The sequence below is a fragment of the Micromonospora sp. NPDC003241 genome, from assembly GCF_053589795.1.
This window is the reverse complement of the sequence record NZ_JBSFSO010000059.1, coordinates 1-23,125: the sequence shown is the minus strand read 5'-3', so window position 1 is coordinate 23,125 and position 23,125 is coordinate 1. Positions and strand designations below refer to the sequence as shown.

Below are 23,125 nucleotides of genomic sequence, written 5' to 3'. Positions count from 1 at the left end.
GATGCACCTTGTGAACTAAGCTTGCAAGGGTACTTCCGTGGCTTATGTTCACCGAAGCGGATACGGCGCGTCGAGCGAATGTGCCCGAGCGTGACCGGTTCGGTCGTTATGCTGAGCCCCGTGGTGCCCGGCACGAGCCTCAAAGACCGCTACCTGCTGGGCCGATATCCCCTGGCTCACAAGGGAATGGGCGAGGTCTGGACCGCGCACGACGCGCTACTCGACCGTCCCGTCATCGTAAAGTTCGTCGCCGTCACGGACCTGGATCTGGTACGCCGCTTCCGCCGCGAGGCACTGCTCACCGCTCATCTCGATCACCCCGGCGTGCCTGCCGTCTACGATCTCGGCGAACAAGCCGGCCACCCCTACGTGGTCCTCCAGAAGATCAACGGGGTCGCCCTGTCAGATCTGGTCGCCGAACACGGTCCACTCCCGATCGGCTGGGTGGCCGCCATCGGGGCACAGATCAGCAGCGTCCTGCTCGCGGCCCAGCGACTCGGACTCGTGCACCGCGACATCAAGCCCAGCAACGCCATGCTGGAGCCGAGCGGGGCGGTCAAGGTGCTCGACTTCGGCCTGGCCGTGATGCCCGACGACGACCGCCACTCGCGGATCACCCAGAGCGGGCAAGCACTCGGCACGTTCGGCTACATGGCACCGGAACAGATCCTCGGTCAGCGAATCGACCACCGCGCCGACCTATACGGGCTGGGGGCCACCCTGTTCGACCTGCTCACCGGCAATCCACCCTTCGACGGCCTGACCACCATGACCACGGTGCGGCAACAAACGACCGCGGCCCCGCCCCGGCCCACCACGCTGCGGCCCGAGACCCCAGCCGTGCTCGACGACCTGGTCCACGCGCTGCTTGCGCCGGCCCCCGACGACCGCCCGGACAGCGCCGCCGACGCCTACCGCGTGCTGACCCCACTGGCGGACGATCTGCCGCCGATTCCGGGCGTGCTTGACGAGTCCGTCACCGCAGTCCAGGCGTACGCCGCGATCGTCGGGCGCGTACCGCCGCAGCGCGCGGCCACCGTCGCCCCGGCCGATGAGACATCCGATATGGATCTGGAGCAGGCCAGCCGTCAGGCCGAGCAGATGCAGGCCGCAGGCGAGTTCCGCGCCGCCGCCCGGCAGTGGCGGCGGCTCGCCGAGCACCGGGCCCGCCGGCACGGCGACGACGATCCCCAGGTGTTCGATCTTCGCCTGCGTGCCGCGCGTACCCATCTAGCGCTCGGCGAGCACGACCGGGCGGTACGACATCTCACGACACTGCTTGAGGGCCGGGAGCAGCTAGACGGGCCGGAGCACCCGGCCGTGCGGGAACTTCGCGAGGAGATCGCCCGGCTCAGCGCGGAGCGAGCCGGCTCGCTCCCACTGCCGCCGCACGCACCAGACGCGGTTCGCTGAACAGCCGGGGCAACAGCACCGCCTTCTGCTCAGCAAACCGGCGCCCCCCGTAGCGGAAGATCTGGGCGCAGTTCTGCCCACGCGTCTCGGTCGTCATCGCGCGCGTCGCCAGCGGCGAGTACATCGTGCTGTGCTTCAACCAGGCGGCCTCCTCGCCGTGCCGGTCGAATCCCCGGCCGCTCGCCGCGTGCCCGAACACGTCATGGACCGCGCGGAACATGTCGTTCTCCCCATCACTGAGGTACGGATGGGGGTTGCCGCTTGCCGCGCTGGCCCACACCCTCAGCCGGCGATGCCGCAGGTCATCAACCATCGACTCGACGTCGGCGTACGGATCCTCGTCGACAATCCGCACCGCCACACCCAGGCCGCCGAACTCCGTCCGACCGACCAGGAGGTGGTACTGCTGAACGGTCTCCCGGCAAAAGGCTGCGTAGGCGGCATACGCCCGCTCGTCGCGATGCGGTGCCGCTACGTAGGCATCGGCAATGGCCACGCCGAGAACGGGGTCAAGGCGCACTCGCGCGTACGCCTGGGAAGAGGCGATGGCCGTAGTGCTGGGAGCGTAGCGCCGCGCGCCACGACAGACGTACGCGACCGGCGGAAAGCACGGGGACGCAACGGTTGACGGCGGCGCTTCGAGCAAGGCTGTTCATGGTCCTCCTCAGGTCGACGGGATCGAATCGGTCGTGCTGGTCAGCGCGGTGTCGCTCCCTCCCGCGCCGATCCGGCGTGCGTCTGCTCACGCCCGGCGTTGTGCTGCTCGCGGCGAAGCAACTCGCCGAGCATGCGGATCTCGGAGGCGCGACGGGTCTGGCAGAGCTGGGCGATCTTTCCGACGGTGGTGCTACGCCCACGACGTGGCATGGGAGACCTCCCGATGGTGGTGAACTGAACGACCGGAACACTAGCGCCTGTGAAGTAGGTACACAACCCATATCGTCATGCTAACGTTCACGAGTGACAACAGAGCCGAGCCTGGTCCCGATCGAGACCACCCTGACCGCCAGCGGCATCGCCCGACTGGCCAACGTCGGCCGGGCCGCGGTTAGCAACTGGCGACGCCGCTACGCCGACTTCCCGACGCCCGTCGGCGGCAGCCCCGCAAGCCCATCCTTCGACGCGCGGGAAGTCGAGAACTGGCTACGTCGGCACGGCCGACTGCACCAGGCCAGCACCGACGAGTTGGCCTGGCGGCACATCGAAAGCCACCAGCCGGCAGCGCAGATCAGCGACGTGCTCGCCATCGCCGGCGCGCTCCTACTCGTCCGCGCCGAACAGGCCCCGGCCACCAGCGCCGGCCTGCCGACACCGAAACAGCTCGTCACACGGCTACGCACCCTCGACCCCGACCTGGCCAGAATGGTCGACACCGTGCTGCCGAAGCAGTGGACCGCACCGCTCAGCACCCTGCTGAGCACCGTCGACAAACTCGGTGCGGAACAGGGCGCCGAGTCCGCCTTCGAGTATCTGCACAACCGCTACGTCTCCTCGGCCCACTCCATGTCCGGCCTCGCCGGGACACCGGACACCGTCGCCGAGGTGATGCTTGCCCTCGCCGGACAAGGCGACCGCACCTTCGACTTCACCAGCGGCACCGGGTCAATCCTGCGGATGGCCGCCGACCAGGCCCTCACACGAGGCACAGCCACCCACTGTTACGCCCAGGAGATCAACCCGCAGTACGCCCTGATCACCATGCTGCGACTGTGGCTGCTGCACCTACGCGCCCGACGCGACACAGGCGACGCCCAACCACCGGTCGTACACGTCGGGGACAGCCTGCTCGCCGACGCACTGCCCGACCTGCGGGCCGACGTCGTCGTGGCGAACTTCCCCTTCGGCGTACACGAATGGGGCCACGACCGCCTTGCCTACGACCCCCGCTGGACCTACGGCCTGCCCCCACGCACCGAGCCCGAACTCGCCTGGGTACAGCACGCTCTCGCCCACCTCGCGCCCGGCGGCACCGCCGTCGTGCTCATGCCCCCGGCCGCCGCTTCCCGCCCTGCCGGCCGTCGCGTCCGCGCCGAACTGATCCGCCGCGGCACCCTACGGGCCGTCGTCGCCCTACCCGCCGGGCTGATGCCGCCAACCGCCATCGGGCTGCACATCTGGGTACTCACCCAGCCCGACCCACATCAGCCTCCCCCCGGCGACCTGCTCATGGTCGACGCCACCGCCACCACCGATCGGCCACTCACCGACACCGTGCACACCGCTTGGAGCGCTTACCGGTCACACGAGCACGCCCAAATGCCCGGCGTCCACCGCGCCGTGCCCGTCATCGACATCCTCGACGACCAGGTCGACCTCACCCCACAACGTCACCTTCCGCACGCCAACGACCTCACCACCGACCCGGCACAAGTCATCGCCAGGGTCAGCGAATTCGACCACCTGCTCGACAAACTAAGGCGCGGCCTGCCAGCGGTAAGAACGGCAGCGGACGCACCACTGCGCGCCGCCCCGCAGGCCGACATCGCCGACCTCATCCGCTCGGGCAGCATCATCGTGCACCACGCCCCCACCCGAAGCCGGTCAACCGGCGCCACCGCCACCGCCGTCATACTGACCGCCGCCGACATCCTCTCCGGCGGCCCAGCCACCGGCACGGTAACCCGCACCGCTGACGACGAGCCGGGGCCCGAGGTACGCCAAGGTGACATCCTCGTCCCCATCATCGGTCGCAGAATCAACGCACGGGTGGCCACACCAGAACAAATCGGCGCCGAACTCGGACCCGGAACCCAACTGATCCGCGTCGACACCGCCCGCTTCGACCCGTGGTTCATCGCCGGTGTCATCTCCCGCACCGACAACGTGCGGATCGCTGGCCGTGCAACCAACACCGGCAACGGCGCCCTCCGCATCGACATTCGGCGACTATCCATCCCGGTCATGGCACTCGAACAGCAACACGCGTATGGCCAAGCCTTCCGCCAACTCGTCGAGTTCCGCACCACCCTGGAGCAAGCGTCAGCGGCCGGAGCCACACTCGCCCGCGAGATCAGCGACGCTCTGACATCGGGCACCCTCGGCCTCACATCTCGATGATCGGACTCCGATGGAGCTGAGAGGTCCGGCTAAGGAGCGGCGACCGAAACTCGTCACCTCCCAAGCGAGCCGCCCGCTCGGCGCCCAATTCGCCCGCGATCACCCGATACGCTGCCCCTAGCCGCACGTCAACAATCACGCGCCGCCCTTCCAGCAGAGTCCGGGAAGGGCGGTCTTGCGAACCAAAGTGAATTCAATCGGAGTAGTTGATCTATAGCGCCGCAGGCCAAGGAGCCGCTCCCCGCACATGCGGGGGTGATCCCTCGATGTGGGTGTCGCCATAGATGTGCAGCGGCCATTCCCCGGGCATGCGGGGATGATCCCCAGGTCGTCGCCGTCAAGGACGCACTGCACCGCTGACCTCCTGCGCGCGAAGGGGTGATCCCAAGAGGTGGAAACACATGACCCGACCGGCAGCCGCTACCCTTAAGTACGGAACCCCGCGTCGAGTGCCGAGCCGGCGACCAACCCGCCAACCTGCCACGGTCAGCATCCAGTGAACTACCGTGAATGCCTACGGCACATGCTCGGGTCCGACCCGACGAATGAGGCGCTAGATGATCTTGCGAAGCAAAGTGAAGGAAAACGACGCACTTGATCTCTAGCGCCGCAGGTCAGCAAGCCTTCTCCCCGCGCACGCGGGGGTGGTCCTTGCCGCAGCGCCCGCCGACCGGGAGTTGATGCCTTCTCCCCGCGCACGCGGGGGTGGTCCCACATTCTGATTCGCCTTTCGTCAACCCGCACACTTCTCCCCGCGCACGCGGGGGTGGTCCCGTGCTGCAACACGCGGCGAAGGACACCAAGAGCTTCTCCCCGCGCACGCGGGGGTGGTCCCGCGCGTTCACCCCGGGCGAGGCCCAGGAGTTCCTTCTCCCCGCGCACGCGGGGGTGGTCCCATCCCCAACGGCCGATACATGGTGGGTGGTGACTTCTCCCCGCGCACGCGGGGGTGGTCCCCGGGACGCGGGTGCGACGACCGGGGCGCCCCCCTTCTCCCCGCGCACGCGGGGGTGGTCCCGCGACCAGCGGCTACGGCATAACCCCCGTCAACTTCTCCCCGCGCACGCGGGGGTGGTCCTCAGCGCAGCACCTCTAAGACCCTCCAGCACGGCTTCTCCCCGCGCACGCGGGGGTGGTCCCGTCGACTGATCGGCCGCACCCGACCATACGGCCTGCTCCCCGCGCACGCGGGGGTGGTCCCCCGCGCTCCCGCACCAACGCCGCCGCGACCTTCTGCTCCCCGCGCACGCGGGGGTGGTCCGTCGGGCCGGGAGTCGAAGCTGGTTCGCGCTGCCTGCTCCCCGCGCACGCGGGGGTGGTCCCGGTCCGTACCCAGTGCGTGGGCGAGTTCGGGTTCTGCTCCCCGCGCACGCGGGGGTGGTCCTCAGGAGGACGTCCGCAGCGTGGTCGATCACGCCTGCTCCCCGCGCACGCGGGGGTGGTCCCGTGCGTCCCCGGTTGTAGTGGGGGATCGGCTCCTGCTCCCCGCGCACGCGGGGGTGGTCCCGACGGCTTGCTGCCGGAATCGGCGCGCTACACCTGCTCCCCGCGCACGCGGAGGTGGTCCCGGGTTGCCCCATCGGCTGGTGCGGTCGACGATCCGCTCCCCGCGCACGCGGGGGTGATCCCTGTGACGCCCAGGGTGCCGGAACATGTCGACCTGCTCCCTGCGCAGGCAGGGGTGATCCTGCAGGCCTATTCCTTCGCGGCCGCCCCGAACTGTTCCTCGCGTACGGGGACCGCTGAGGTTTCGGACGGAGTTTCTGCGACTGAACGGGGTCATACCCTGCCAAGTCGCTTCATCCGCGCCTCCATGGCTAGCTGCTCGGCGCAGGCCGGGTGGCCGCCTGGGCTACCGGCTAGGTCCGCCGTGAACTGGTCAACCTGACGAAGAGTCACACCCGGCATCCAGATGAAGTGGCTGAGTCCGTCCAGCGTCCGCATTGGCCATCGCGCCAGAATCGCCGGAGACGGCGTACGCAGGACAACGGTCAGCGTGGGATTGCGTCAGCTCGGCCAGCCGATCTCCAGCAAGCGTTGGTGGGCGTCCTGCGCCACTTCGCGTCCCGACTGCGTGCGCGCACGCAGGGCCCGTAGGGCCTAGCTAGTTCTTCAAGGACGACCCACAGCATCAGGGCGGCGAGGCCGTTGCGCGAGGCGGTCATGATGGTGTCGGGGCTGCCGGTGTAGGCGACGACTTCGCTGCGGTTGTCGGTGTCGTGTTGGCTGGCGATCACTACGCTGCACGGCACAGGTGTTGCGAGGAACTTGTGGCCGCTGATGCAGATGCTGTCGGCCCCGTCGGCAAGGCCGAAGCCCGGAGGGTCCTCGCTGATGGCCAGGGGGATGCCGGACAGGGCTGCGTCACTGTGGATATGCCGGTCACGCACACCGATATCGGCCAAGAGGTCTCCGATGTAGGTAACGTCGTCGACGGCTCCAGTCATGGTGGTGCCGACGTTGGCGACAACGATAATCGGTCGACGACGATGCAGGTCAGCGCAGCTTGCGAGTTCGTCGTAGTCGATCTCCCCGTTCCGCTGGGTGCTGACGACGACGGTGGGCATGCCGAGCAGGCGGGCAGCTCCTGGGACGCTGTAGTGAGCGGCGGTGGAGTGAAAGACAACGCCATCGGGGTAGCGGCTGCGGGCAAGGCACAACGCCCACAGGTTGCTTTCGCTGCCGCCGCTGGTCACGTAGCCCGTCCACGGTTGAGGTGCCCGAAACAGGTCGGCGAAGAAGGCCAGCACCTGACGTTCGAACGGTCTGCTGTGATGGGGATGCGTGGGGTCGCTAGCGGCATTGTTGAGCAGGTGCCCGAGAGTGGGGCTGAATGTGCGGTAGTCGAGGTCCACAGCGACCGGGAAGCGCAGGTTGGTGCTGGCGCTGCCGCCAAGTCGGCGCAGCAGGGCACCAAGACGAGGGGTGTAGTCGGGGCAGTTGAGTACGGTTCGAGCCATGGGTTTCTCCTTGTCTGGGGGAGGCTCCGTCCAAGTCGGGCCAGGCGGGTTGTCCCGATTGAGCGGCGCTCCCGGGTGCGGAGTGCACTGCGGCCATCGGTTGTCACTGCCGTGCTGAGGTGCGGGTGAGAATGGTCGGGACGGCGGTCGACGCTGCGGCCGGATGCGCTTCGGAAGTCCCAGTGGCCCCTTCACGGGCCGTTCGTCCACGAGCGGCCGGCAGACTCAACGTTGTCCGCTGTTCGGGTGATCGGTGCCGCCATGCCGCGACAACTGCCACGAGGACGGCCGGTACGAGCAGCAGCCGGCCGCCGTGCGCTGCCACGGCGCCGACCACCACGATGGCGATGGCCGCGCCCGCGCGGATAACCGCTGACGTCAGCAGCCGGATGGCGGCCGCGAGGCCGAGCACGCTGACCGATGCCATCAGGACCGCGAACGTCCGCATCAGCAGGTCGACGTCGAGGGGCACGATGCTGGCCACCACAGCGATCGTCGCTGCGGCGGCGGCCTGCACGGCGAGGCTACGGCGCGGCACTTCCGCCGGGCTGGTGGCGGCCAGCCATCTGGGAAGAGCTCCGTTGCGGGCCAGGGCCGCGCCGCTGCGGGCGGCAGCGGCGATGAACGTGAACGTTGCCCCGAAGGTGAGCAGTAGCGCGCTCACGGCAGTGGCCACGGCCGCTCCGGCACCGCTCGTACCGTCGATCAGCCGGATCAACGGCACACCAGTGTCCGCCGCCGCAGGGCCGAGCACTCCGATCGTGGTGACCGCCAAGCCGATGTAGAGCAGCGCGATGATGCCCAGGCTGATGGCGGCGACGATCGGGAGCTGACGTCGGGGCCGGGTGAAGGCTGGCGCGAGGTTGACGGCGGCTTCCCACCCGCACACGGCGACGAACAGCACTACGGCGGCGCTGCCGACACCGGAGAGCCCGTGTGGAGCGAACGGTGTGAAGTTGTCCATCGACGTTCTGGGAAGCGATGCGGCGATCACTGCGGTCAGCAGGGTGGCGAGTCCGGCGGTCAGGGCCAGGTGGATGCGTCCGGACAGGTGTAGGCCGAGCAGGTTGAGCGTGAACGCCGCGATGAGCAGCGTGACGGCGATCCCGCCGGACCAGGTGGGGTCGAGTCCGAGCGCCGTCGTGACGTACCGTCCGCCGACAAGGGTGCCGGCCACCATGCCGATGGGTACGGCGGCGTAGAACCACCAGCCGACGATGGTGCCGGCCGTTGGTCCGAACGCGTGGCGGGTGAAGGTGGCGACTCCCCCTGCGTGGGGGTAGCGCATGCCGAGCGCGGCGAACGCCGCAGCGACCGGCACGGACACGGCGATCAGGATTGCCCATGCCAGGACGGATGCGGGTCCTGCGGCGTCGGCGGCCAGCGCGGGCAGCACGAGTACTCCGGGTCCGAGGACCGCGCCGACGTAGAGAGCGGTGCCGCGGGCCACGCCGATCTGGCCGCTCATCATCGGGCTTCCGTTTGCTCGTCGGGCGCAGTGTGGGATCTCGACGTGGTGGCGAGTTGCCGTAGCGCCCGCGCCAGGCCGTCGGCGGAGGTGATGCCGGCGGCGGTGAGGAGGCGGGCTTGCTCGGCGTCGACGCGGCCCTGAATGCGGCGGGCCAGGTCGATTCCGTCGGGGGTGGGGCGCAGCACGACGCGGCGGCGGTCGTGTTCGTGGAGGTTGCGGCGGACGAGGCCGCGGTCGACGAGGTGTCCGACGGTGTTGGTGAGGGTGGCCTTGGCAATGCCGACCTCGACTGCGGTGGTGCGGGTGTCGATCACGCGGCGAGCGCAGATGAGGACGAGGACGTCGTACGTGGTCCAGGTCATGCCGTCGTCGCGCAGCACGGTGCGTTCGAGGTGAGCACGGACGGTGTTGGCGGTGCGAACCAGCTGCGCTACTGGCCCTGGTCTCGGCGGTGGTGGCGGTGTTCTGGTGGTGACGGGTGGGCGGTAGATGCCGGTGATCTGCCGTGGCCGCCGCTGCATGGCGGCGTTCATCGGATCCACCTCGGCCTGCGGATGGGGCGGCGGTTGCGGCGTTGGCCCGCCTGCCTGGCGTCCTGGCGACGCGGTTCCGGTGTCGGCTCGGCCTGGCTGTGCCGGCCACGTCGGCGTGCTGTGGCGTGGTCGTGCTTGTCCATGTCTCTCCCCCGTGAGAGTGGTCGCGGTCAGCACTGGTCTGCTGTGGTGACGTCACCTGCCTTCCAGGGGCGCGCCTCGGGCGCTCATGAACGGCTCCGGGTCGACGGAGTTGCCGTTGTTGAGGTCGCACCGTGACCCGGTGCAGACGCCCTGATGGGTCTGGAAATGCAGGTGCGGGCCGGACGACCGGCCGCTGCTGCCGACCTCGCCGATGGGCTGGCCCGCCTGCACCGTGTCGCCTTCCTTGACGACGGGGCGTCGAATAAGGTGGCAGTAGCGGGTGCCGTAGCCGTCGGCGTGGATGAGGTCGACGTACCAGCCGCAGCCTCGCGCGCGGGGGCTGCCGTCGAGGTCGCAGTTGCCGGTGCTGGGGTCGCAGCCCGCCCAGACGACGGTGCCGGATGCGGCGGCACGAACGACGGTGTTGCGGGGTGCGGCCATGTCCACACCCGCGTGCAGGCGTCCGCCTCGCGGCCCGTAGGGACTGCCGACCACGGCCTGCAACGGGGTCGTCCACCCGGACGCGGCGACCGTGGCGGTGTCGGCGCAGATGGTCAGGCTGGCGCCGGGCAGGTCGGTGATCGCGGCGACTCCGGCAACGGCGGCGACGACCTGCTCGGCGTCGTGTTCGAACTCGCCGTACCGGTCCGGGAAGGCAGATACCTGGACCCGCTGCGCGGCGACGGTCAACGGCAGATGCTGCCAGCCGTCGATCCGTTCCAGCTTGTCGTAGAACTTCGTGGACGCGTATACCGGGTCGAGGATCTGCGCCGGGGTGCCCCACCCTTGGCTGGGCCGCTGCTGAAACAGCCCGAGGCTGTCCCGGTCGCCGCCGGGAAGGTTCCGCAGGCTCGATTCGACCATCGCGGTGGCCACCGCGATGACCCAGCCACGCGGGGCCATCCGTCGGTCTCGACCTACCGCGACGATGATCGCGGCGTTGCCGACCTGCTCGGCGTCCCACCGCCCCACCGATGCGGCACCGCTGGGGGACACGGTGGGACCGTCCGGCGGCAGGCACGCCCCGCCGGCTGGGGTAGCGGTCACCACGACCGCGACCGGCAGTCCACACAGCAGCAGCGCGGCACCGACCGCGAGCCCGAGTCCCATCCGCCTGCTACTCATCACGTCCCGCCCTGAGCGGGTGGGGGTGTGATCGTGGCGACCAGCCATCGGGTTCCCTCGCGCAGCACCGACACGCGCAGCAGGCCGGCGTCGGTGGGCACGTCGACGTCGACCCGACCGTCGATCGCCATGGCGACGCGGGCCGACCCGGTGACGTGGCGGGCGGGAACGTTGGCGGGGTCGACGGTGGCGAGCAGATCCGCGTATGCCGCGACGGCGAGGGGCCGCAGGTCCGCCAGCCATCGCGTGGCCGGCAGGTGTGGTCGTGCCCACGCCCGCACGAACCGCGTCGCGGCATCCACCGCCGCCCGGTCCTGACGTGCCGTCGCGGTGGGTCCGACCCCGTCGGGATCGACTGGCAGCGTCGTCGCCTCCTGACGTGCTCCGCCGCTGTGCGGAGTCGCAGTAGAGCGGGGCGGACCCTCGCGCGACGGGGTCACAGTGGTGGGTGCGCCGCAGCCGGCAAGGAGCAGGCTGAACACCATCGTGATCGCCCAGTGCGGTGTCATTCGCTGGTCCACGGCAGCTCCCGCGATAACGCCGGCGGTGCGGTGGCGGCCAGGGCGGTGTTGAGGTGCTGACCCAGCAGCCGTAGATGGTGGTGCACGTCGACCAGCTCGCCTCGCACATCGACGCCGGGGCGACGCGCGGTGCTGTCGATGAGAGCGTCGATGTCATGGCGCAGCTGCTCCAGGCTGTCGCCGACCCGTCGGGCGACGTCGAGGGAGCGTGCGGTCAGTCGTCCACGGCGCGGTGGTACCGGCCGTCGAGGTGGCCGTCGCTGGCCCAGTCGAGTTCCGTCTCCCGCCGCGCCATCTCGTCGATATCCGTCCATTGCTGCCTCTCCTTCGTCTCGTCGCGCCAGTCGTTGCGGGTGTCGTGGATGCCGGCGATGTAGGCGTCGAGGCGGGTGATCCCGTCGCGTAGTCCGGTGATCGCGGTCTCGAATCGCTGCCAGTCCCACACGTTGGTGATCTCGGCGGGGTGGGTCATCGGGTGCCCCCGGTTGCCGGGGCCGGCTCGCTGGTGGCCGACCGTGCGGTGATGTCGTCGCTGACCGCCCGGTCGGCGGTCGTGTTCGGGTAGGAGTCCGCCCAGACGGTCTCCGGGTTGGCTGGGCTGTGTTGGCCGTGACGGCAGCGGGTGTAGTCCCACTGCTGCCACCGCTGCCGGGCACGGTGTAGTGCCTCGTGCCACCGCAGCGGGGCGTCGGGATCCGCCTTGCGGGAGTAGGCGTGGTGCCAGGCCACGCAGACGGCGGTCAGCTCCTCCACGAGTGCCGGGTGTGCCGGCCAGCACGGGCCGAGGTCCTGGGCCAGGCCGTACCGGTCGACCAACCATCCCGTCCAGGTGATCAGCCACGCCCACAGCTCGGTGGCGGCGTCGGAGTCGAGCTCCCGCCAGCAGTGCCGTGCCGGTATCCAGCCGGTCGTCGTGTCGAGGGCGTCGACGCGGTCGACGAGCGCGGTGTGGGCCTCCGCGAGGTGTTCCACGGAACCGCGCAGGGAGTCGATGAGTTCGGCCAGCTCGACGGTGGCACGCTGCTGCGCGGACGCGTCATCGGGCAACGCGAAGTCGAAGGTACGGTGCGACATCAGCTGGCCCTTTCCAGGCGGGCGGTGAAGGCAGCCTGAGCGGTGTGGAAGCGGTCGGCGTCCGGGCGCTGCCACCAGGCGGGCTGCACGACCTCGACGGGCGGCATGTTGCCCAGCAGCACCAGCGCGTGCCCGGCGGGCAGCGTGCGGAGTTCGGCGAGGTCGATCAGGTTCTCCCTGCGGGTGTTCTCCTGCACGCTGGCCCGGCCACCACCCCAACTCGCCGCCGAGGTCAGCTCCTGCACCTGCCCCAGCAGCGACTGGGCGTCCTTAAGGGCGGACACGTCCTGGGTGCCGCCCATGACGAACCGGGCGTTCGCGCCGTCGCGCAGCGCCTGACCACCGTCGCGTCCCCACCGCTCCTCCAACTGGTGGGTGTTCTGGCAGGCGATCGACACCGCAATCCCCGAGCCGCCGCCTTCCGACGCCAACGCGGGCAGCGACGGCAGCGGCGCGATGTTGGTGATCTCGTCTCCCACCAGGTACAGGCACGGCTCGATCCGGCCGCCGGGCGCGGTGAACGACGTCTGCAGGGCGCGGTAGATGATGTCTTCGGCGATGGCCGCGAACAGCGGCGCGATCAGCGACTGACCGCTGCGGGTGCCGACGAGGTAGAGGGTGCCGGCCTCCGCGAGCCACTGCTCCGCCTGGAACTGCTGGCCGCGCGGTGGGGAGCAGGCGTGCAGGATCCGCGGGTTGCTGAACGGGTCGAGTGCGCCGAACACCACGGACTGGATGGCGTCGCGGCTACGCCCGGTCGATTCGCGGTGGAAGGCGAGCCGGTCGGCCCACACCGTCTGCCCGTGGTGGCGCAGGATCCGCTCCGGACGCGGATCGACCGGATTCGCCGCCCAGCTCGCGACGTCGATCATCGTCGCGCGCTCGTCGAGAGCGGCGGCATGAAGCAGCCCGCGGATGATCGACGCCGCCTGGTCCTGGAAATACTGCCCGTTCTCGACGTTGCCCTTGAGGCCGGCACCGGCGGCGAAGCCCTTGGCCCGCAGGGCGGCGACGTCCTGGTCGTCGGCGCCCTCGATCGGTGACCACCGCAGCCGCGGTACGCCGGGCACCTGTCCCTGCGGCTCGAAGATCCAGGTGGGGCCGACCTCGGCGCGCAGGTCGTAGGTGACGGCGGCGACGTCCAGCCGGGTCGAGGTGGAGATGACCGCGCCGCGGGCGTCCGCGACACGCGGGATCATGTACCGGGACGTCTTGTTGGCGAACCGGGCCGCCCCGGCGAGCAGTTCGGTGTACTCGTTGGCCAGGTACAGCGGTTCGTCGGTGAGCGCGTGCCGGCCGAGGAACCGCCCCACTTCCAGCGGATCGGCCCGGCGCCTCTTCTTGGCCGCCACCGTCTGCGGGCTGTCGATGGGCAGGATGGTCAGGCCCGGCCGCAGCACGTCGACCCGCCGCAGCACCGCCCCGGCGGTCACTACCTGGTCCAGGTCCCGGCGGCCGGCGAAGCCTCGCCGATGTACCCGGCGACGGGCGATCCGCAGCGCGGGCACACCGATGCCGGCGAGGGCACCGCACATCAGCATCAGCCACAGCCCGTACAGCACCGGGGTCGGCGGCAGGACGTCGCGCGCAGCCTGCGGCCACGCCGCCGCCGGGTCGCCCAGGTTCGTCACCAGTCGCAGGGCGATGCGTGGCGCGTCGCCGGGACCGCTGTCGGGCCACTGCCGGTGCACGATCAGCCCACCGACCTGCCCCGCGAGCCACAGTGTGCCCGTGTACAGCACCACCAGCAGCCCGGCCAGGCCGAGCAACGTCAGCCGGGCGGTGATGTCGGCGCGGGCAATGCCGCGTCGGGGCAGGCGATGCCCCGGGGACATGATCGACCGGACCATCACCGCACCTCCACCCCGGCAGCGACCGGCTCTACCGGCGACGCGGCCTGGTCCATGAACGGCGGCGTCTGGCGCATCCGGGCGTCGGTGTCCACCATGTCCCGCTCGATGGTGGAGATCTGGTGTTTGACGACGTAGGACCGCAGCCCGATCTTCCACAGGCCGATACCGCGCCGCAGGTGCGACAGCAGATCGGTTTCGACATCAGTGGTGCCCAGGAACTCTCGGGCCGCCTCCAGCGATCCGGCGGCCTGCCGGTAGGACACCCGCACACCGGTGTCCTCGATCAGCCCCCGCGCAATGCGGACCTGCTCGGAATCGGCGCTGCCGCTGGCGGCAAGGTCCGTGAAACGGTGAAACGCCAGAATGTTCGCCGTGCCGAGCGCGCGGGCCAGTTTCAGCTGCTCCCGCATCCGTCGGATCAGCCCCAGATGCCGGGCGATCAGGGCGAACTCGTCGTACAGGCACACTCGCGGCGGCGCGTCCGGGCGCGTCAGCTCCGCCTCCAGCCACGACTGGGCGCAGGTCATCGCCATCGCCGTCATCGCGTCCGACGTCCGCACCGCCCGCAGGTCGAGGATCGCGCCCGGCTGGTCGAAGTCCACCGACAGGCCCGGCGCGTCCGGCGCGTCGAAGATCCCCCCGAGCGCGCCAGTGATCAACCGCTCCAACGCCAGCCGCACCCGGCGGCTGTCCACGATGAACTGCTCGACCGGGTAGTGCACAGCGGCCAGCCGATACGCCCACAGGCCGGGGTCGCCCATCGCGGTCAGCACCCGCGACAGGTTCGGCACGGCCATCCGGTCGGGGCTGGTGCCGTCGCCGTTGCGGGTCACCGCGTCGAGGGCGTACTCGACCAGGGAGCGTTCCGCCTCACTCAGCGGCCCACCCAGCTGAATCTCCAGCAGCCCTTCCAGGAGCAGCAGCCGACGGGTCCGCTGCACCTGCAACCACTGCGCCTCGCTCTGCCCGGGCAGACGCCGGATCCCGGCCAGCGGGTTCATCACCACCCCCGTGCCCGGGCCGACCCGGATCGGGCGGATACCGGTGGCGGCGGCCAGACCGTCGTACTCGCCCTTGACGTCGGTGATGTAGTAGCGCGTGCCGAAGACGACACCCCGAAACGCGATGGTCTTGAGCAGTGACGACTTCCCGCTGCCGATCTCCCCCGTCACCACGGCGTTCGGAGCGCTCAGCACCCCCGCCCGGTACAGCTCGTGGATGGAGAACACGAACGCGGAGCGGGAGTACACCTCCTGCCCGATCAGCGGACCGTCGACGCCCAACCCCGGGTCCGCAACGAACGGATACACCGAGCACAACTGCGCGCTGGTCGTGACCAGCGGCGGCAGCGCCATCCGCCAGTACACCCGCCCCGCCGCCCGACCGAACGCGCCCCGCCGGTCAACGACGGGTGGGCCGAGCAGCCGATCCGACAGCCGCGCCAGGTGCCGCTGCTCCCGCGTCAAGGTGGCCTGCGCCGCCGCCAGATCCCGCCGATCAGCAGCCTCGGCCACGCGCTGCGGCCACGCCCCTTCCCGCCGCACCCGGCTCACGCGAACCACCCCCGCAAGGGTTTGAGCCCACGCGCCAGCGGCAACGCCCCTGCCACGAAGCCCTGGTCCTGTTCGCCGTAGAGCACGACCGCCTGGCAGCCCGTACGCCCCAGCACCCGCCGGATCGTCCGCACGTCGTGGCGCAGCTGCTCCTCACCGCTGGCGGTGACGGTCACGAGGATCGCGTACCGGTAGCGCACGTGCCCGGCCGCCTGTTCCCGGTCGATCTGCTCGACCGCACGAGCTTCCTCATCCTCACGGGCGGTCCGCACCAGCCGCATCCGCTGCTTCGTCAGCGCGTCCCCGGCACGGGCCACCTTGTCCCGGCGCGTCGCCAGCGCGGCGAGCTGCGCCGGCACCGGCTCGGCGACAAGCGTCACCGTGCGCCGGCCAGCCGTACGCGTGACCAGCGCCGTCATCCAGGTCGTCGAAACGGGTTGCCGGGGCATGTCATACACCCACAGCGTCTGCGACACCCCGGAGTCGTGCCGATAGACCGACCAGCCCACCGTCTCGGCGGCCACCGGACCCGCCGTGTGCGGAGCAAGCACCGGCTCCGGCCCGGCGCGCATGTCGACGAATGGATCGTCCTGCGGATCGACCTGGGTCCGCAGGACCGACGTGTACGCCCGTGGGCTCAACCAACCGGCCGTGTCGATGCCCGCCTCGCGCACCGCCGCCTCGATCCCGACGAGCTTGTCCAGCACCACCGTGGCGACGGCGGCATCACTGCCCCCGGCATCGCTGATCTCTGCCGACAGTTTGCGGACGTCGAAGACCACCACCAGGTACACCTCGTGCCGCTGGGTGGACGGCGCCGCAGCGGCGGTCAGCTCCGCCAACGACCGGTACGCCGACGTGTCCACTGCTACGGCCTGCTGCGCGAGGTACCGCTGCGCCGACGTGGCGGTGTCCGGCACCGCCCGCGCCATCAGCGACCAGCGGACCAGACCGGCGTCGGCGTACTCCGTGCCGAGCAGGTTGAGCACATCAGCCCATCCGGTCAACCGCTGCTGCTGCACCGACGTGTCCGCCAACACCAGGTTGCTGCCCGCACACGACAGAGCCGCCGTGACCGTGCGTTCCCGCCGGTGGTGCAGCAGTCCGATCTCGGTCAGCCCATCGACAGCGACCGCGGGCAGCCACCGATACCCCGCAGCCGGACCAGGCAGATGCAAGTGATGCGCACCCGGGCTGTCAGCGAACGGACCACCCCGGTAGCGGTCCTGCCGGGCAGACCGCTGCACCGTCGCACCGACGATGATCGGCAGCCACTCCGTGACCCGCCGCCCCCGCAGCCGCAACAGCCCGAGCGTGACCAGCAGAACTGCCACCAGCAGCATCCCGACAGCAGCACCCGCACGGCCGGCGGCATACAGGTGCGCCGCCACCACGAGACTGATCACCCCGGCGACGACGGTGCCGATCTGACCCCACGTGAACCCGAGCACCGAGCCGCGCGTCGAGCGCGGCGGAAAGTGGAACTGCATCCCCCGTGTCCTCTCGCCTAAAGCGGCACGATCGGAATCTCCGCCGCACCAGCCGCCGCCCCACCAGCCGCTCCGCCGCCCACCGCAGGACCAGCAGGCGCCGACCCCCCGGCCGGTACCGGGCCGGGACTGTCCTGCCCTGCTCCGGTGGACGAAGCGCCGGAAGGTGCGCCGCTGCGCGGCGATCCGGTCTGCCCGCCATCGCCACCGCCGGGCACCACGGGCAGGGCACCCTGCTGACCGGTCACATCACCAGGCACGGTGAGCTGCCCCCGCGCGACATCGCCCTGTGCGGTACGGGAGTCGCGCTCGACGCCGTCGGCTTCCTGCGCGTTCTCCCCGCCACTCTCACCACCGCCCGGGTTGTGCGGGTCCTGCGGGTCCTTCGCGGTGTCACCGACGCCGGCCTTGGCGTCCTGCCCATCCAGCGCCTGCACCGCCTCGGAACGGGCAGCGCCGTGTCCTGTCCCCTGGCCGCCCGGCATCGTGGGGATGCTGTCGGCGTTGCCACGCATCACCGTCGCCGCGTCGTCTCCACCACCGGCAGGGTTGGTCAGCTTCTGCGCGGCAGCGTCAAGCCCCACCGCAGTGGCGGCGGACATCGCGAACCCTCGGGCGTCGATGTCAGCGAGATAGCCGTCCCACATGCTCATCAGCCGCAGCAGAATCCACGGCGCAATCACCATCAACACGATGATGAACAGCCCCCGCAGCGCGTTGACGACGTGATCAGCCTCGTACGCGGAGCGGGTGCCGTAGATCCAGAACGCGGCGATGAAGAACTTCGACGACGCCAGCGCGTTGCAGGTCCAGAACCACTTCCGTCCCCAGCCCCGGGTCTCCTGCATCACCTGACCGGTCATCGCCATCGCCCCGACCACGGCCGCGCCAGCGGCCAGCAGCGACCGGAACAGCAGCATGAGGAACACCAGCACCAGGCCGACCACACCCACGATCGACACCAGAAACGCGAACAGCACCGTCCCGGTGTCCCCGGTAAGGACGTTAAGTGCCTCCACCCACATGCTCGGCTGCCAGTCGCGCTCCTCGTTACGGCGAATCAACGCCACCGTGGCCTCATCCCACGCCGCCATCAGCAGAAACGCGATCCCACCGGCGAACGCGATCCCGAACATCGCGCGCACCAGGCCCCCCAGCGACGACAACGGCCCAGGACCGTTGAGCCTCAGCCCGTTGATGGCGGTCGAGAACACGAAGAACAGCAGCACAACGATGATCAACACGCCGGAGACGTCGTTGTAGACGCCGTAGAACGGCTCGTCGGCCACCACGCTGGTCTCCTCGAACACCAGCGTCGCGAGCTTGCCCAACGCCCACGCGAAACCCGCCACCGCGATGTCGGCCAAGCCCTCAAACCCCGTCCGCGCGACATCCCTCGCCTGCTCAGCCACCTGACACGCCACATCGAACGTCGAGCAGACGCTGGCGCGTAGCGACGACGAGGCAGCGATCACCTCACGCAGCACCTCACAGCGGGACTGCTTCGCCGACCACCGGCCGGCATTCGCCGGATCCTCACCGGCACGGTCTGCGAACCGTTCGCACCGCACCGGCCGGCCGCCGTCCGGTGGCAGTCGGTCATCGAGCACCGAGAGCACACCGTCCGGCGGTGGAGACTGCACCGTCAGCGACACCGCATCGCAGTGCTCCTGATCGACCGCGCTGACCGCCTTGCTGCACTCGGTCAGCCAGCCGGTCCCGTCCTGCCACCGCACCCACGGCAGGCACCAATTGACCTGGGGAAACACCTCCTCCCCTGCCACAGGCCGCTCCACCGACGGAGTCGGGCACCACTCCGGCGACGAGGAGGGCTGAGTAGTCGGCGCCGCAGCGGCACTATCCGGCACGACCACGCCGCCGGCCACAAGGACGATCGCGACGAGCACCTGACTGAGCCGCGGCATGATGCTCACACCGTCCCCGGCACCCACGACCGAGGGCTCAGCACGTCGGCCAAGGGACGCATGTCACGAGGCCCGCCGTCGCGTTGTGTCCCGCGCAGGTCCGGCGGCGGTACCGGCACCGGCCGCTGCACCGCTACGATCCACCACCGGCCGCCGCCCCACCGCAGCCGCAGTTCCTGGAGATACCAGCCGCCCGCCAACCCGCCCGCCGGATCGACGGCACCTCCACCGATCGCGGCGCCGCTGAGCGCGCACACCAGCAGGCGCACATCCACCTCAGCCCCGTCCGGAAGGACCGCGTCCAGATCCTCGTTCGGCACCCAGACACGGGCGACCACCGTCTGGACGATGGTCACCCCGGTCGCCGGTGTCGGCGCCTCGCCGACCAACTCCACACCCGAGACACCGTCCGCCATCACGTTCCCGATCACCGACCGGCGGGCGGCATCCGACTGAGTGACGGCCACCGACAGGCTCACCACGTACGCCGCAGCGGCGTCACCACCACCTCGTGCCGTACCGGCAAAGCCGACCGGCACCCCGCCGGAGACCCGCACACCCCGCGGCGGTGACTGCTGCGGGACCGAGGGTGCGCTGATCCATCCGACGGCGAACGCCACCACGGCCACGGCCGCAATCGGCAGCACCAGACGTCGCCCGCGACGGGCAGCAGTGGACTTGAACGGCACCTCACGCATACCAGCCACCCCCGGTCAGATTTCGAGGAGAAGGAAGCTGATGATGCTCGTGACCGAACCGATCACAATCGCGACGAGCCCGGCCTTCCACATCATCGACTTGCCCCGGTCAGAGATGATGTGCGCGCCGAAGATCGGCCCCACCCCGAACGCGATCGCACCGGCGGCGAGACCCGCTACCGCAGCCACCACACCAAGGAACAGGGACGCGTTGACCAGCGTGTAGAACAGGTCTGCACGCGGAACCGCGCCAGGATCGGGACGGATACGGTCGAAGTCGAATCCCCCACCGCTCGGCGCGGGAGTCGGGTCCGGCGCAGCCAGAACGCCCATCACCGCCAGCGCCCGCACCGTCAGCACCGCTGCCATCCATTGCAGGATCACGGCTTGCTCCCCCCGTCGGTTGCCGTCTCGTCGGTGGCGCCCTGCTCAGCGAGGTCGACGGGGCAGCGGTCCACGACCGCCGCCGCTGCCTCGACCAACGCCGACCGCGTCGCCTTACTCATCGACCGGGGATCCAGCGCCTGCGGCCGGGCCAACACCGGGTCGAACGGCACGCGCACCAGGTACGCCGCCGCCTTCGCCGCCAACTGCTGCACCGCACGCACCTCACGTGCCACCGACGGCGCCGTCGCCATCACGACCACCACCGTCCGATCCACGGTCTCGTGCAGACCCACCGCCTTCATGTGGGCCAGCAGCCGCATCGTGTGCTGCAACGAATCCACCGTCGCCCTACTCACCACCACCGGCACCGTGGCCCACGCCAACGCCCGCCACACCGGCGCCACCGCCGCCGGCGCAAGATCGAGCACCGCCAGCGAATAGACCGACCGCAGGTGCCCGATGACACCGAACAACTCCGGCCACGACGGCGGACGCCGCTGCGTCGACATCGCGCTCTCACCCACCAGCACCCGCAGACCCGTGGGCCCGAGCTGCGTCAGGCGTTCCACCACCGGCGGCCTGGCCAGCGCATCACCAGCACACACGGCATCCCAGACCGTCGCCGCGCTACGCCGGGCCACCCGATGCTCCAAGCCACCCCAGGCGCGCAGATTCGCGTCGACCCCGATCACCGGACCCGGAACCGCCAACGCCAGGACACCCCCCAGCGCGACAGCCAACGACGAGCGCCCCACCCCACCATCAGCGGACGACACACTGACCAGCGGACAGCCCGGCCGCAGCCCGGCGGCACGCAACCACAGGGACTCCACCGTGGAACCAGTTCCGAACTCACGAGGAATCTGAGGCGCCTCCGACCGGTGCCCCTTCCACCGGACACCTTGAGTCGGTAGCGGCACCGGCCGCTCCTCGATGGCAGACGGCGCCCGCACAAGGGCAAAGTCGGCCAGTCGCGGATGTCCCGCCTCGCGGACCCGGAACGCCGCTGTCGGCAGTCCCCGATCCGCGAGGCGGCCGGGCCCGCCAGCCGATGCGATCAGCATGTCGCCTCCCCGAAGCGAGTCGCACAGCACCCACCGCGCCGACATCCCGTCGACCCGGTCAGTCCCCCGTCACTGTCACGACCTGTTCGCCGTGCATCACAAGCAGGCCCTCGCGGTAGCGGCACCCCAGCCCGGCGACCGCTGCCGCAGCAGATCAGCGCCCATCTGGATAGCGACAGCCCGATCCGCTACGCTCCAACCAACCGCAGTTACGGTCACTCGCAACCGCAGTTGCTGGAACACGGAGAGCTAAGCACGACTCAGCGACAGGCGTCAACTACAGATCGATACCTAGCCAACTGTAGTTGCACTTGGGGGATGCCATGACGTCACCACACGACACTCCACCCGCGACAGCCAGCCCCAACCTGCTCCACACCAGGCTGCGCGAACTCTTCAACAACGCGCCCGAAGGACGAGGCCCCTACACCGAAACCGAGGTAGCCAAAGCCCTCACCGCCGCAGGCGACCGCATCACCGCCGAAGGCATCAAGAGCCTTCTCCGCTCACCAAACCCCAACCCGAAGGCCAAGACCCTCCAGGCCCTCGCGAAGTTCTTCGGCGTACCCGCCGGATACCTCCTCGGCGACCAAGACGACGTCAGCGAACAGAGCCGCGACGTACGGGTCATGACCCGCTCCATAACCCGACTCTCCCCCGCCTCACGCGCGGGACTGGCCGAAATCATCGACAACCTCCTACGCGTCGAAGAAGCCGCCCGCTCGGGACAGACCCAACACCCACCGAACCCAGGCTCCGAACACCCCTGACCCGTTGCCAGTAACCACGGCGGCACGGACCTTCTGCCATTGCTGGTCAAATCAGCTTCCCCCGTAGCCACTCTGACCAGCAATGAACCCGCCTCGCCCCGCATCGGTGCGACCAACACGCTCTGTGCGAGCTAGCCGCTGAAGGCGCCAACGCGAGCCCTCCCCCGCCGACGTAAGCGTCCGAACACCGTCACGCGGCCTACGCCAGCACGCGCAGGAATAACCTCCGCGTGCGCAGGAAGCCGGTCATCGGACCCAGCATGGGCTTGGGCTCACCCGCGTACGTGCGCGGGGAGCAGAGGGTCAACGCCGTCCCGACGAGACACGCCGTCGGATCACCCCCGCGTACGCGGGGAGCAGAGCGCACCGGACTACGGATCCGGGGGTCGCAGGGGATCACCCCCGCGTACGCGGGGAGCAGACTTCCTGACCTGGAGCACTAAGATCATCTACGCCGATTGCACCAGGTAGGTGCTCATGCGTCTAAACATACCGGCGACGCGAAGCGCCTGGCTGTCAACGCCGCTCAAGACCCCTCTGTCCGGGCGAACTTCGACAACACCCTCGCTGGTGTTAATGTTCCTTTGCATCCGGAAGGGGTCAAAGTTCAACCGGGGAAACACGAGGTCAGGTTTCAGGCGGAGCCGAAACCGTAGGTGCCGCCGGCGACCCAGTGGTCCTCAGTGATCTCGTAGACCTGCCACCGAAGCGCTCTTCGGACGCGGACGAGCGCCGTGATCTGCTTCGCCGAAGACAACCTTGAGGCCGGCTCCGCCAGTGGCGCATCGTGACCATTATCGTCTATCGGCGCCCTGTGCACCCCGACTGAAACCGGATCCGACCGTCGTATACCCTTGAAACTACGAAAAGTGCGCAATCCCAGCACCGGGCGGTATCCGACTGGGCAGCCGAGATAGCGCTTACGCCACCTCGACGAGAAACAGCCTCGTCCCTTGCCCCAAGCCGGTCAAGTCAGGATGCGCTTCTCCTCGGCTACAGATCTTGAATGGTCAGGTTCGTCCGATGTGGTCTGTGTGACGGCTTGGGGCTGGGGTAGATCCGTGGGATGAGGTATCCCGATGGAGGT

20 protein-coding genes and 1 CRISPR repeat array are annotated in these 23,125 nt (G+C 69.7%); of the genes, 3 read left to right on the top strand and 17 right to left on the bottom strand.

Features of this window, described 5'->3' with window-relative positions; genetic code table 11:
• The first annotated feature begins 90 nt into the window (after positions 1-90).
• Positions 91-1,413, top strand: a complete 1,323-nt coding sequence (locus tag ACWDVW_RS29610; protein WP_449955404.1) for a protein kinase domain-containing protein — start codon at positions 91-93, stop codon at positions 1,411-1,413.
• Here ACWDVW_RS29610 and ACWDVW_RS29605 read toward each other — a convergent pair.
• Both ACWDVW_RS29605 and ACWDVW_RS29600 read right to left on the bottom strand, forming a co-directional pair.
• The gene (locus tag ACWDVW_RS29605; protein ID WP_449955401.1) at positions 1,352-1,909 is read right to left on the bottom strand and encodes a hypothetical protein; all 558 of its coding nucleotides are present in this window, start codon (positions 1,907-1,909) and stop codon (positions 1,352-1,354) included. The genes ACWDVW_RS29610 and ACWDVW_RS29605 overlap by 62 nt on opposite strands.
• A gap of 200 nt (positions 1,910-2,109) precedes the next feature.
• Positions 2,110-2,280: a hypothetical protein gene (locus tag ACWDVW_RS29600; protein WP_449955398.1), complete on the bottom strand. Its 171-nt coding sequence runs from the start codon at positions 2,278-2,280 to the stop codon at positions 2,110-2,112.
• A gap of 93 nt (positions 2,281-2,373) precedes the next feature.
• Between ACWDVW_RS29600 and ACWDVW_RS29595 the strand changes: the two genes are divergently transcribed.
• On the top strand, positions 2,374-4,470 hold the full coding sequence (locus ACWDVW_RS29595; RefSeq protein WP_449955395.1) for an HsdM family class I SAM-dependent methyltransferase: 2,097 nt from the start codon (positions 2,374-2,376) through the stop codon (positions 4,468-4,470).
• A gap of 623 nt (positions 4,471-5,093) precedes the next feature.
• Positions 5,094-6,158: direct repeats of the CRISPR family, unit length 28 nt; unit sequence CTGCTCCCCGCGCACGCGGGGGTGGTCC.
• Positions 6,159-6,461: 303 nt separating this feature from the next.
• On the opposite strand, the gene ACWDVW_RS29590 is transcribed toward ACWDVW_RS29595, so the two are convergent.
• From ACWDVW_RS29590 to ACWDVW_RS29520, 15 genes are all read right to left on the bottom strand, one after another.
• Positions 6,462-7,430 (bottom strand): pyridoxal-dependent decarboxylase, encoded by a 969-nt coding sequence (locus tag ACWDVW_RS29590; RefSeq protein ID WP_449955392.1) that lies wholly within the window; start codon positions 7,428-7,430, stop codon positions 6,462-6,464.
• Between the two features lie 103 nt (positions 7,431-7,533).
• The gene (locus ACWDVW_RS29585; protein WP_449955390.1) at positions 7,534-8,898 is read right to left on the bottom strand and encodes an APC family permease; all 1,365 of its coding nucleotides are present in this window, start codon (positions 8,896-8,898) and stop codon (positions 7,534-7,536) included.
• The gene (locus ACWDVW_RS29580; protein ID WP_449955388.1) at positions 8,898-9,281 is read right to left on the bottom strand and encodes a MarR family winged helix-turn-helix transcriptional regulator; all 384 of its coding nucleotides are present in this window, start codon (positions 9,279-9,281) and stop codon (positions 8,898-8,900) included. Before ACWDVW_RS29580 ends, ACWDVW_RS29585 begins: the two co-directional genes overlap by 1 nt.
• Positions 9,282-9,629: 348 nt before the next feature.
• Complete coding sequence (locus ACWDVW_RS29575) at positions 9,630-10,703, bottom strand: M23 family metallopeptidase (protein WP_449955386.1); 1,074 nt, start codon at positions 10,701-10,703, stop codon at positions 9,630-9,632.
• On the bottom strand, positions 10,703-11,224 hold the full coding sequence (locus ACWDVW_RS29570; RefSeq protein WP_449955383.1) for a hypothetical protein: 522 nt from the start codon (positions 11,222-11,224) through the stop codon (positions 10,703-10,705). Before ACWDVW_RS29570 ends, ACWDVW_RS29575 begins: the two co-directional genes overlap by 1 nt.
• Positions 11,209-11,331 (bottom strand): hypothetical protein, encoded by a 123-nt coding sequence (locus tag ACWDVW_RS29565; RefSeq protein ID WP_449955380.1) that lies wholly within the window; start codon positions 11,329-11,331, stop codon positions 11,209-11,211. Before ACWDVW_RS29565 ends, ACWDVW_RS29570 begins: the two co-directional genes overlap by 16 nt.
• A 107-nt stretch (positions 11,332-11,438) precedes the next feature.
• Positions 11,439-11,696 (bottom strand): hypothetical protein, encoded by a 258-nt coding sequence (locus tag ACWDVW_RS29560; RefSeq protein ID WP_449955377.1) that lies wholly within the window; start codon positions 11,694-11,696, stop codon positions 11,439-11,441.
• Positions 11,693-12,298 (bottom strand): hypothetical protein, encoded by a 606-nt coding sequence (locus ACWDVW_RS29555; protein ID WP_449955374.1) that lies wholly within the window; start codon positions 12,296-12,298, stop codon positions 11,693-11,695. Before ACWDVW_RS29555 ends, ACWDVW_RS29560 begins: the two co-directional genes overlap by 4 nt.
• Complete coding sequence (locus ACWDVW_RS29550; protein ID WP_449955371.1) at positions 12,298-14,148, bottom strand: type IV secretory system conjugative DNA transfer family protein; 1,851 nt, start codon at positions 14,146-14,148, stop codon at positions 12,298-12,300. The genes ACWDVW_RS29555 and ACWDVW_RS29550 overlap by 1 nt, the downstream gene beginning before the upstream one ends.
• Complete coding sequence (locus ACWDVW_RS29545) at positions 14,148-15,704, bottom strand: hypothetical protein (RefSeq protein WP_449955368.1); 1,557 nt, start codon at positions 15,702-15,704, stop codon at positions 14,148-14,150. The genes ACWDVW_RS29550 and ACWDVW_RS29545 overlap by 1 nt, the downstream gene beginning before the upstream one ends.
• On the bottom strand, positions 15,701-17,194 hold the full coding sequence (locus ACWDVW_RS29540; RefSeq protein ID WP_449955366.1) for an SCO6880 family protein: 1,494 nt from the start codon (positions 17,192-17,194) through the stop codon (positions 15,701-15,703). Before ACWDVW_RS29540 ends, ACWDVW_RS29545 begins: the two co-directional genes overlap by 4 nt.
• A gap of 17 nt (positions 17,195-17,211) precedes the next feature.
• Positions 17,212-19,128, bottom strand: coding sequence for a hypothetical protein (locus tag ACWDVW_RS29535; protein WP_449955364.1), 1,917 nt, complete (start codon positions 19,126-19,128; stop codon positions 17,212-17,214).
• Entirely contained in the window at positions 19,125-19,817 is a 693-nt protein-coding gene (locus ACWDVW_RS29530; RefSeq protein WP_449955362.1) for a hypothetical protein, read from the bottom strand. Before ACWDVW_RS29530 ends, ACWDVW_RS29535 begins: the two co-directional genes overlap by 4 nt.
• A 15-nt stretch (positions 19,818-19,832) precedes the next feature.
• The gene (locus ACWDVW_RS29525) at positions 19,833-20,201 is read right to left on the bottom strand and encodes a hypothetical protein (RefSeq protein WP_449955359.1); all 369 of its coding nucleotides are present in this window, start codon (positions 20,199-20,201) and stop codon (positions 19,833-19,835) included.
• Positions 20,198-21,037 (bottom strand): MinD/ParA family ATP-binding protein, encoded by an 840-nt coding sequence (locus ACWDVW_RS29520; protein WP_449955356.1) that lies wholly within the window; start codon positions 21,035-21,037, stop codon positions 20,198-20,200. The genes ACWDVW_RS29525 and ACWDVW_RS29520 overlap by 4 nt, the downstream gene beginning before the upstream one ends.
• Positions 21,038-21,591: 554 nt before the next feature.
• Between ACWDVW_RS29520 and ACWDVW_RS29515 the strand changes: the two genes are divergently transcribed.
• Positions 21,592-22,038, top strand: coding sequence for a hypothetical protein (locus tag ACWDVW_RS29515; RefSeq protein WP_449955353.1), 447 nt, complete (start codon positions 21,592-21,594; stop codon positions 22,036-22,038).
• Positions 22,039-23,125: the final 1,087 nt, after the last annotated feature.

Bases quoted from the DNA above. Each gene is read 5' to 3' on its own strand.
- ACWDVW_RS29585 (WP_449955390.1), bottom strand. From the start codon at position 8,898: ATGAGCGGCCAGATCGGCGTGGCCCGCGGCACCGCTCTCTACGTCGGC.
- ACWDVW_RS29550 (WP_449955371.1), bottom strand. From the start codon at position 14,148: ATGGTCCGGTCGATCATGTCCCCGGGGCATCGCCTGCCCCGACGCGGC.
- ACWDVW_RS29555 (WP_449955374.1), bottom strand. From the start codon at position 12,298: ATGTCGCACCGTACCTTCGACTTCGCGTTGCCCGATGACGCGTCCGCG.
- ACWDVW_RS29530 (WP_449955362.1), bottom strand. From the start codon at position 19,817: ATGCGTGAGGTGCCGTTCAAGTCCACTGCTGCCCGTCGCGGGCGACGT.
- ACWDVW_RS29560 (WP_449955377.1), bottom strand. From the start codon at position 11,696: ATGACCCACCCCGCCGAGATCACCAACGTGTGGGACTGGCAGCGATTC.
- ACWDVW_RS29600 (WP_449955398.1), bottom strand. From the start codon at position 2,280: ATGCCACGTCGTGGGCGTAGCACCACCGTCGGAAAGATCGCCCAGCTC.
- ACWDVW_RS29575 (WP_449955386.1), bottom strand. From the start codon at position 10,703: ATGAGTAGCAGGCGGATGGGACTCGGGCTCGCGGTCGGTGCCGCGCTG.
- ACWDVW_RS29540 (WP_449955366.1), bottom strand. From the start codon at position 17,194: ATGCAGTTCCACTTTCCGCCGCGCTCGACGCGCGGCTCGGTGCTCGGG.
- ACWDVW_RS29590 (WP_449955392.1), bottom strand. From the start codon at position 7,430: ATGGCTCGAACCGTACTCAACTGCCCCGACTACACCCCTCGTCTTGGT.
- ACWDVW_RS29515 (WP_449955353.1), top strand. From the start codon at position 21,592: ATGACGTCACCACACGACACTCCACCCGCGACAGCCAGCCCCAACCTG.